We start from the raw sequence: 9,649 nt of genomic DNA, 5'->3' as shown, positions 1-9,649 counted from the left end.
TTGGGATTTGCATGCGCTCGGTCGGAGACCGAGCGCGGATTGAGGCGCGCTCGATCAGCTCACAACGTAACGATTGGGGTCCCACTCCTGGCGACGTGCGATCATGACGTTGAGGATGCAGATGAGCTTGCGCATGCAGGCAGTCAACGCCACCATCTTAAGCTTGCCTTTGGCAAGCAAGCGCTCGTAGTAGGCCTTCAGCACAGGATTGTGCTGCGTGACGGCTCCGACGCAAGGCATGTAGAGTGCATTGCGGGTTCGGCGGCGTCCGCTTTTGATGTGACGTTCGCCGCGTCGTCGGCCGCTGTCGTCGTCGTAAGGCGCGACGCCGAGCAGAGCTGCGGCAATCTTTCCGTCCACGTGACCGAGCTCCGGCATGGTCGCAATGATCACGGCGGCGCTGGTACGGGCCAGTCCCGGAACGCTTTCGATGATCTTGGCGAGTTCGGCAAAGTGTGGCGTTGCCTCGATCAGATCGGAGATCTCGACGTCCAGCTTGTCCATGGCAAGACGCATCGTCGTCAAGATCCGGGAATGCTGCCGCCGAACCGCCTTCGGCAGCTTATGCTCGCCCTGGTTCTGCAGTTGGATTTGCATGTCCTGCAGGGTCTGGCGACCATTCACCATCTGATGGAGCTTCTCCCGCGTCGCGTCGTAAGGCTGGCCCGAGGCCTCGTTGAAGACCTCGGCAAACCAGGCGATCGTATCGGCATCGATCGGATCGTTCTTTGCACGCCTCGCAGCGGACCGAGCAAAGTCACGTACCCGCTTTGGGTCGACGATCCGAACTTCGACCTTGGCGGCGCGGGATGCCTTGGCCCACGCGCGCTCATAGCCGCCGCTTGCTTCCATCACCACCTTGCCGACCTTGTGCCGGTGCAGCCAGGATTTGAACTCACGACGACCGTCTTCCGTGCTTGCAAACATGCACCTAAGCGACAGCGAACGAATGCAAGCGTCGACCTTGTCCTTGGCGACATCAATACCCGCGACAACGAGTTCATTCTGTGCCATCATCCAGCTCCCTTCCTTGCTCGTCCGGGCTCGAAGCCCATGCAACTGTTCGGGTTGAAGGAAGACACCGGATCTGTCCCACGCTCCCCGTCAGGCTCTTAGGCCTTTGAGCACGTTCGGGCTCAGATCCAGCGACGGGCGGTTTTGCGAGGACCGCCCGTTCGCGCATTCTGGCAGATTTTGCGGACACAAGAGCGCGTATAAGCCGTAAAGCCATCGCGCAGGGAAGGCCGGGATGTCTTGGCCGAACCTGTGGTAACCGCCGCGTGCATTTTCTTTCGCACGCGGGCCATGGGAGAGGCGAGCTCCCGGCCTTCCCTGCGCCCTCTCGATGGAGAGGGCCGATTTGAACAGCATGACTCGGACAGATCGTGTCGCGAGAACGAAAAGCCATGACGCCGTCATTGCGAGGAGCCCACCGGGTCTCGCCTCCGGCGAGCCTGATGACAGGCTCCGGCGACGACGTCTCCGCCGAAGCCCAAAGGGCGAAGGCGGAAGCAATCCAGAATCCTTTATGCGGCTCTGGCTTGCTTCGCTGCGCTCGCAATGAGGACCCTTGGGTCGCCTAAATGGGCGAAGCGCCCAATGACCACTGCTACCGCAGTAACCACCTCGCCCTTGACCCCGGCCAGCCGCCATGGTCTTTAATCGGCCATGCGCACCGCGAACCGCCCAGCACAGCTCTGGTGGCCCACCTGGTAACAGGTGGCCGGCGCGATTTTTATTCCATCCAATCGCCAGAGGCCGCCACGCAGCGGCGGCCGTCTTGTGTGTCCTGTGTGGTGTTCCCTCGGCAAGTTTCGTAAGAGGAGCCCAAGAGGACCCCATGAACAGGACAGCCTTCGCACTCCCGGCGCACAGCGAGTACCGCACCCGCGGCGGCCTTGCGATCACCCGCGCGGTCGAGCAGTTCACCGGTAACGCCAAGCGGCTCGACGATTTGATCGATCTTTTGGACCGCCGTCGCGGCGTGGTGCTGTCCTCCGGCACCACGGTGCCCGGCCGCTACGAGAGTTTCGACCTCGGCTTTGCCGATCCGCCGCTGGTGCTGGAAACCAGGGGCACCGACTTCGCCCTGCAGGCGCTGAACAGGCGCGGCGAGGTGCTGATCGACTTTCTTGGCGCCACCCTGCGAGAGCCCTCGGTGGTTATCACCCAGCATACGCCGGCGCGGCTTGCCGGCCACATCGTCCGCGGTGAAGCCCCGGTCGAGGAGGACCAGCGCACACGCCGCGCCAGCGTGATTTCGCTGGTGCGCGCGCTGATCGCCACCTTCTCCGCCAATGAGGACCCGCTGCTCGGCCTGTTCGGCGCCTTCGCCTACGACCTCGTGTTCCAGTTCGAAGATCTAAAGCAGAAGCGCGCGCGGGCCGACGACCAGCGCGACATCGTGCTCTATGTGCCGGATCGGCTGCTCGCCTATGACCGCGCCACCGGCCGCGGCGTGATCCTCACCTATGACTTTGCCTGGAACGGTGAGTCGACTGCGGGCCTGCCGGGCGACACCGGCGAGAGCATCTATCTGAAGGAGCCGCGGCAGGGCTTTGCCGACCACGCGCCCGGCGAATATCAGGCGACGGTCGAGACCGCGCGCGCGGCGTTCGCGCGCGGCGACCTGTTCGAGGCGGTGCCCGGCCAGCTCTTTGCCGAGCCCTGCGAGCGCTCGCCGGCCGAAGTGTTTCAGCGTCTCTGCCGCATCAACCCGTCGCCCTATGGCGCGCTGATGAATCTCGGCGATGGCGAATTCCTGGTCTCGGCCTCGCCGGAAATGTTCGTGCGCTCTGACGGCCGTCGGGTCGAGACTTGTCCGATCTCCGGCACCATCGCGCGCGGCCGCGACGCGATCGGCGATGCCGAGCAGATCCGCCAGCTCTTGAACTCGGAGAAGGACGAGTTCGAGCTCAACATGTGCACCGACGTCGATCGCAACGACAAGGCGCGCATCTGTGTGCCCGGCACCATCAAGGTGCTGGCCCGCCGGCAGATCGAGACCTACTCGAAGCTGTTTCACACCGTCGATCACGTCGAGGGCATGCTGCGCCCTGGCTTCGATGCGCTCGACGCCTTCCTGACGCATGCCTGGGCGGTGACGGTAACAGGCGCGCCGAAATTGTGGGCGATGCAGTTCGTCGAGGACCACGAGCGCTCGCCGCGGCGTTGGTATGCCGGCGCCATCGGCGCGGTCAATTTCGATGGCTCGATCAACACCGGGCTGACGATCCGCACCATCCGCATGAAGGATGGCCTGGCCGAGGTGCGGGTCGGCGCCACCTGTCTGTTCGACTCGGACGCCGCCGCCGAGGACCGCGAATGCCAGGTCAAGGCCGCCGCCCTGTTCCAGGCGTTGCGCGGCGATCCGCCGAAGCCTTTGTCCTCGATCGCGCCTGATGCCACCGGCTCGGGCAAGGACGTGCTGCTGATCGACCACGACGATTCGTTCGTGCACATGCTGGCGGACTATTTCCGCCAGGTTGGCGCCAATGTCACCGTGGTCCGCCACGTGCATGCGCTGAAGATGCTGGACGCGCGGCGCTGGGATCTCCTGGTGCTGTCGCCGGGACCCGGCCGGCCGGAGGATTTCAAGATCGCCACCACCATCGACAGCGCGCTGGAGAAGAAGCTGCCGATCTTCGGCGTCTGCCTCGGCCTGCAGGCGATGGGCGAATATTTCGGCGGCAGGCTGGGCCAGCTCGGTCAGCCGGCGCATGGGCGGCCGTCGCGGGTCGCGGTGCGGGGCGGCCGGCTGATGCACGGGCTGCCGAACGAGATCGTGATCGGCCGCTACCACTCGCTCTATGTCGAGCGCGACGGCATGCCTGATGTGCTCGATGTCACCGCGAGCACGGAGGACGGCGTCGCGATGGCCATCGAGCACAAGACGCTGCCGGTCGGCGGCGTGCAGTTTCATCCGGAATCGCTGATGTCGCTCGGCGACGCCGTGGGATTGAAGATCGTGGAGAATGCGTTCCGGCTCGGCGCCACAACCAACTAACTATCCTCGTCATTGCGAGGCGCCCTTGCGCCGAAGCAATCCAGCCTTGCTTTGAGAACTCTGGATTGCTTCCGCCGTCGCCCTTCGGGCTATGGCGGACACGTCGCTCCGCTCGCAATGATGGCCAACAGAGGCAATGAGAGTAAGATGACGTTCGATCTGGACATCAAGTCAACTGTCCGCACCATTCCGGACTATCCGAAACCGGGCATCCTGTTTCGTGACATCACCACCTTGCTCGCCGACGCGCGCGCCTTTCGTCGTGCCGTCGATGAGCTGGTGCATCCCTGGGCCGGCTCCAAGATCGACAAGGTCGCCGGCATCGAGGCGCGCGGCTTCATCCTGGGCGGCGCGGTGGCGCATCAATTGTCGGCCGGCTTCGTGCCGATCCGCAAGAAGGGCAAGCTGCCGCACAAGACGGTCAGCATGTCCTATACGCTGGAATACGGCACCGACGAGATGGAGATGCATGTCGATGCGGTCGCTCCCGGCGAGAAGGTGATCCTGGTCGACGACCTGATCGCGACCGGCGGCACTGCGGAAGGCGCGGTGAAGCTGTTGCGCGGCATCGGCGCCACCATCGCTGCCGCCTGCTTCATCATCGACCTGCCGGACCTCGGCGGCGCCGCCAAGCTCCGCGCCATGGACGTGCCGGTGCGCAGCCTAATGGCATTCGAGGGGCATTAGGACAGGAGTGAGCGTCGATCGCGGTGCGATGTGCCGCAAGCTCGCGCGGCGTTACCGGTGTTGCCCTCTCCCACAAGGGGAGAGGGAGTATCGGGTGTGCGGAAGCGGTTGTGACTCGAGCGAGCAGGGCTCCGGCCTGCTCACGCGCGAATCACGACCGCTGCAGAATCAGCCCGAGCTCGAGCTCCCGCAGCGTGTAGTAGTTGTGCCGGATCCACTGGTGCAGCTCGGTCGAGGAATCTCTCTCGCGCCGCAGATAGCCGGTGAAGGAGAACGAAAGTCGGTCGATATAGGTCTTGAGAAACAGCGGCAGCGCTGGAATCCGCAGCATCCGCCCCTGCTTGACCCAGTCGGGCAGGTCGTCGCGCAGCACGTGCTCGTTCTCCACCGCGATCAGATGCGAGCGGGGAATCCGGTACCGGAGCGCGTCAAAGGCGCGCAGCGAGACGCGATCGGTGTCGGCGCAGAACAGCACGACCGGAACCACGTTCCGCCGCGCGGCTTCCTTCAGGAAACCGATCTCTTCCGACATCTTGAAGAACTCCTCGAAGGAGTAGTAGCCGAGGTCGATCACCTTGGCGACGCCGTCGTCGATGATCACCCGGTCCATCAGCTGGATCTTGCCGTAGGTGCTCTCGATCTCCGACGTCTCGACCGTTTTGGGCAAATAGTCGATCAGCGACGGCTCGCGGACGGCAATGTCGAACGCGAGCGCTTCTCCGTTTTTCAGGAGCAGGAACTCGCTCAGCAGGCGCGCGAGCAGCGTCTTGCCGACCTGAGGTCGCGGCGAGCAGACGATGTAGATGGGAGTCGCGGGCATCAGACCTATATCAGGTCAAATGCGCCGCCGATAAAGCCCCCAGAGTCCCGGAGGTGCTATTTTTCCCCTGCTTGGCGCGGTGCGGCCTGCTTGGCCGAGCCGACGATGTCGGTCAGCTTGATGCGATCGAACTCGCTCCAGACATTGGCCAGCCAGTGCCGGACATAGCCGCGCAGCACGAAGGAGTAGTTGGCCGCCTCGTCATGGGGGCCCTTATTGGCGACGAATTTCAGGAACGGAACCGAGGCCACCTCGACCTGCTCATAGGCCATCTCGTTGAGCTTGGGGATGGTGAGCTCGGTGGCGTCCTTGATGCGGTTGAAGTAGGACGCGTAGGTCGATTGGTCCCACTCGAAGAAGCTGGTGTTGTTGATGAAGTTCTTCACCAGGAAGTACTTCGCACCGATCATGAAGTTCGCGGTCTCGGCGATTTCGTCGAGCGAGGCGATTGACGAGCCGAGGATGTGGAAGACCGCAAAGGTGATCTGGCCGGAGCGGGCGGCGTCGAGGAAGCCGATGTCGCGCAGCGCGGCGAGCGTCGGCGACATCAGGCCGGCGCGGACGTCGATCACGGTGACCGAGGGCGCCACCGCGCTCAAGGTGTCGAAGATCTTCATCTGGTCCGGCGTCGAGTTGATGTCGACGATCTCGGTAATCTCGGGATGGAAGCGCTTCAGGGTGCCGCGCGGATGCTCGGTGTCGAATGCCCGGGTCCGAACGTTATTGGCGCTGAAATAATCGAGCAGCGTGCGCGAGACCGTCGTCTTGCCGACCCCGCCCTTGTCTGCGCCCACCACAACCACTGCCGGTTTCGCCATGGAATGTCCCTGAAAGAGTGGCCGGCCAAGCCGGCGAATGCATCACGCAGTCGGCGCGAACATATGGCAGAAACAGGGGAGAATTGAAATTCATTGACGCACTGCACTCGGGAAATTTTACCGCCCTGCCTGCGATTGCAGGGGATTCAAGGCGTTCCAGCAAGGGAGGTCGCCGATGGGCTTCACCAGGGCTGACGGAGGTCGACCTCGGGATCGATGGAGCCGTCCGAATCAGCCGCGCGATGGGTGGAACCTTGAGTGACCTGCAGACCAGCCGAACGCATCGGGCGGCGGGTCGGTCCCATGGCCCTGCGGTGCGGCAGCGGCCGATCTCGATTGGGAACTGCCCCACGTTCCAGATCGCAGCGGTGGTGGCCGGCCGGTGCCGTTCAGAGCGGTCGAAGCCCGAATATGGCCGCAGAAATCCGCAGCCGCGCCGCCTCAATAGGGGCGGGCGACGTGCCAGAGCTGGGTGGGATCGTCACCGTTGACGTCACCTGGCGCGGCGTCCTTTTGCGAGGTGTAGAGCGGGCGATAGCGATAGGCCCACATCTTCTTGCCGTCGTTGCGGGTGATCACCGTGTAGTCGCCGCTGGCCACTGCGTTGTCCGCCGCGGCCAGCGGCGGGCGCTTCTCGGCGCAGGCATCGTTGCAGGTCGACTTGGTGCCGCTGTCGTCGCGTTCGAAATAGTACAGCGTCATGCCGTTGCGATCGACCAGCACCGGGCCGTGCTTGCCGATCAGGGCCTTGGCCGGCGGCTCCTCTGGCTTGGGCGGAGGCGGGGGCGCCGACGATTCGTGTGCATTGGCACCTTCCGTCAACAGCAGCACGGCAGCAGCGAGCATCGCGGTCCTGAACATCCTGTTCCCCATCCGGCATCTGATGCGATGCACGATGCTGAAAATGGCTTAGTTTCAGGTTGCGGCGCCGGAGGGGGAAAGGTCGACAATGGCTTGCCGCCCCCAGGCGGTGGGTGGAAATTACTGCAATCCAATACCTATTTTCGCTGAGCGCGGTATCATACGGCCGATCGGCGGCTACGTCTTGGTAACCACGCCATCACCCCAGTTCCAGCGACGCGCCGCGGCGAAGGCGGGCTTGTCGCGACGGGAAATGCTGGCGATTTGCAGCGTGCCGTCGGCGCAGCACAGCTTGGCGGTGGCGGCCACCTTGGTAATGGCGGGCTGAGCCAGCACGCGCGCGGTCGGGCGCGCGACCGGCGCGCGCGTCAGCGCGAGATAGATGAACTTCTCATCCTCGAACGGCACGTCGACACCCTTGACCTGCTTGTGCGCGCGCGAGCGGGTCAGGCGCTGGACGAAATGACACCAGTCGGGCGCGATCAACGGACAGGGCTGGTCGTGCGGGCAGGGCGCCGCGACATGCGCGCCGGCCGCGATCAGTTGCGTCCGTGCTGCGATGATGCGGGCATAGCCGGCCGGCGTCCCGGGCTCGACGATCAGGAGCGTGTCGCGCGTTTTGGCCCACAATGCATCGATGATGGTGGAGCGCTCGGCTTCGGACAATTCGTTGATGACATAGCTTGCGACCACGAAATCGGCGGGGACGGCTTTGTCGAGCGAGATGCGCGCATTGCCGAGCACATAGTCGAGGCCGCGGAGCCGATCTGTCTCGATCGCAAGGTCAAGCGCCAGCGTGCGCAGCACCGGATTGGCGTCGAGCGCGTTGAAGGATGTGAGCGAAGCAAAAGCCTCGGTCGCCGCGAAGCTCGCGGTGGCAGGTCCGGCGCCGACATCGAGCAGGGTCGTGGGTGCAAAATCCGGCCGCAGCTCCATGAGCGCGTTGAGGCAAGCTGTGACCGCGGCATAGGTCGCGGGCATCCGGACCACGGCATAGGCCAGCGCATCAGCCTCAGTGGCGATCGTGCTGGACGTGCCGCCGCCGCGATAGGTCTGCGAGATGCGCGCCGCACGCTGGCCGGCATCCTGGCGCGACAGACCATGGAGCTTGGCTTCAAACGTCGCTTTTAGCGCGGCGGGGAGATCGGGAGAGATCATCGGTTGCCTCACGCGTCATTCCGGGATCGCGCAACGCGCGAGACCCGCAATCTCGAGATTCTATGGTGCGGAACTGCGCACCAGAGCTCGCTGCTTGCGCAGCGCCCCGGAATGACGGCGCAAGATCAGGCCACCTGCTGGTCAATGATCTTTACGGCCTCGTCGAGTGCGACCGACACCAGCTGCGACACGCCGCGTTCGGCCATGGTGACGCCGAACAGCCGGTTCATGCGCGCCATTGTGATCGGATTGTGCGTGATGATGATGAAGCGGGTCTCGGTCGAGGCCTTCATCTCGTGCAAGAGGTTGCAGAAACGTTCGACGTTGTGGTCGTCGAGCGGTGCGTCGACCTCATCCAGCACGCAGATCGGCGAGGGGTTGGTCAAGAACACTGCGAAGATCAGCGCCATGGCCGTCAGCGCCTGCTCGCCGCCGGAGAGCAGCGACAGCGATTGCGGCTTCTTGCCGGGCGGCTTGGCGATGATCTCCAGGCCGGCCTCGAGCGGATCGTCGCTCTCGATCAAATGCAGCGCCGCTTCGCCGCCGCCGAACAACTCGGTGAAGAGCCGCTTGAAGTGGCTGTTGACGCTTTCGAACGAGGCCTGCAGGCGTTCGCGCGCTTCTTTGTTGAGGCTCTGGATACCCTGGCGCAGCCGCTTGATGGCTTCGACCAGGTCGTCGCGCTCGGTGGTCAGTGCGGTGTGCGCGCCTTCGACCTCGGTCAGCTCTTCCTCGGCGCGCAAATTGACGGCGCCGAGCCGCTCGCGATCGCGGCGCAGCTTGTCCAGGCTGTCCTCGATCTCGGCCAGCGGCGGCAGTTGCGTATCCGGCCCGATCTCGGCCAAGGCCGCGACGGCCTGCGGCTCGACCTCGAGCATGTCGTGGATCTCACGCTCGACATCGGCGAGCCGGCGCTTGGCGCCTTCGAGCCGCTCCTCGGCGCGGGCCGTCGCCTCGCGCGCCCGCGACAGCAGTTCCAGCGAGGCCTTGGCGGCGCGATCGGTATCGCCCATCTCGGTCTCGGCTGCGGCCAGCGTATCGGCGGCGACCTGGCGCTCGCCTTCGGCGATGCCGATCTCGTCGATCAGCGCGCTGCGCTTCTCCGCGAACACCTCCGGCGCGTTCTCGAGATCGGCGCGCTCTTCGCGCACCTCGGCGATGCGCTCTTCGATGGTCGAGATCTGCGAGCCGGCGCCATGAACGCGTCCCAGCCAGTCATTGCGCTCCTTGATGATCGCCTGCAGGCGGCGGTCGGCGAGCTCGGCCTCGCGGGCCAGTGCCTGGGCTTCGGCCCGCACC

The 9,649-nt window shown here is 64.5% G+C and carries 8 protein-coding genes; 2 read left to right on the top strand and 6 right to left on the bottom strand.

The genetic code is table 11. From position 1 onward, the window contains the following. Positions 1-54: 54 nt before the first annotated feature. Positions 55-1,017 (bottom strand): IS110 family transposase, encoded by a 963-nt coding sequence (locus tag WA702_RS17390; protein ID WP_425111776.1) that lies wholly within the window; start codon positions 1,015-1,017, stop codon positions 55-57. 823 nt (positions 1,018-1,840) lie between these two features. On the opposite strand from WA702_RS17390, the gene WA702_RS17385 reads away from it, so the two are divergent. Together WA702_RS17385 and WA702_RS17380 are read left to right on the top strand one after the other, a co-directional pair. After that, complete coding sequence (locus tag WA702_RS17385) at positions 1,841-4,006, top strand: anthranilate synthase component I (protein WP_425111775.1); 2,166 nt, start codon at positions 1,841-1,843, stop codon at positions 4,004-4,006. A gap of 147 nt (positions 4,007-4,153) precedes the next feature. Beyond that, positions 4,154-4,693 (top strand): adenine phosphoribosyltransferase, encoded by a 540-nt coding sequence (locus WA702_RS17380; RefSeq protein ID WP_425111774.1) that lies wholly within the window; start codon positions 4,154-4,156, stop codon positions 4,691-4,693. A gap of 151 nt (positions 4,694-4,844) precedes the next feature. Here the strand turns inward: WA702_RS17380 and WA702_RS17375 are convergent, their stop codons facing one another. From WA702_RS17375 to WA702_RS17355, 5 genes are all read right to left on the bottom strand, one after another. Beyond that, positions 4,845-5,513, bottom strand: a complete 669-nt coding sequence (locus WA702_RS17375; RefSeq protein ID WP_425111773.1) for a hypothetical protein — start codon at positions 5,511-5,513, stop codon at positions 4,845-4,847. A gap of 56 nt (positions 5,514-5,569) precedes the next feature. Continuing rightward, positions 5,570-6,331, bottom strand: coding sequence for a hypothetical protein (locus tag WA702_RS17370; protein ID WP_425111772.1), 762 nt, complete (start codon positions 6,329-6,331; stop codon positions 5,570-5,572). 441 nt (positions 6,332-6,772) lie between these two features. Beyond that, a complete protein-coding gene (locus WA702_RS17365) occupies positions 6,773-7,192 on the bottom strand; it encodes a hypothetical protein (protein WP_425111771.1) in 420 nt (139 codons plus the stop codon). A 177-nt stretch (positions 7,193-7,369) separates the two neighbouring features. Continuing rightward, positions 7,370-8,350 carry a small ribosomal subunit Rsm22 family protein gene (locus WA702_RS17360; protein ID WP_425111770.1) on the bottom strand — a complete coding sequence of 327 codons (981 nt, stop codon included), beginning with the start codon at positions 8,348-8,350 and terminating at the stop codon, positions 7,370-7,372. A 125-nt stretch (positions 8,351-8,475) separates the two neighbouring features. Next, on the bottom strand, positions 8,476-9,649 hold a 1,174-nt coding region (locus tag WA702_RS17355; protein WP_425111769.1), incomplete at its 5' end, for a chromosome segregation SMC family protein.

It is taken from the genome of Bradyrhizobium sp. (assembly GCF_049798375.1).
Taxonomy (GTDB): Bacteria; Pseudomonadota; Alphaproteobacteria; order Rhizobiales; family Xanthobacteraceae; genus Bradyrhizobium.
Note: the sequence above shows the minus strand (reverse complement) of the source record. Positions and strands in the feature narration are given on the sequence as shown.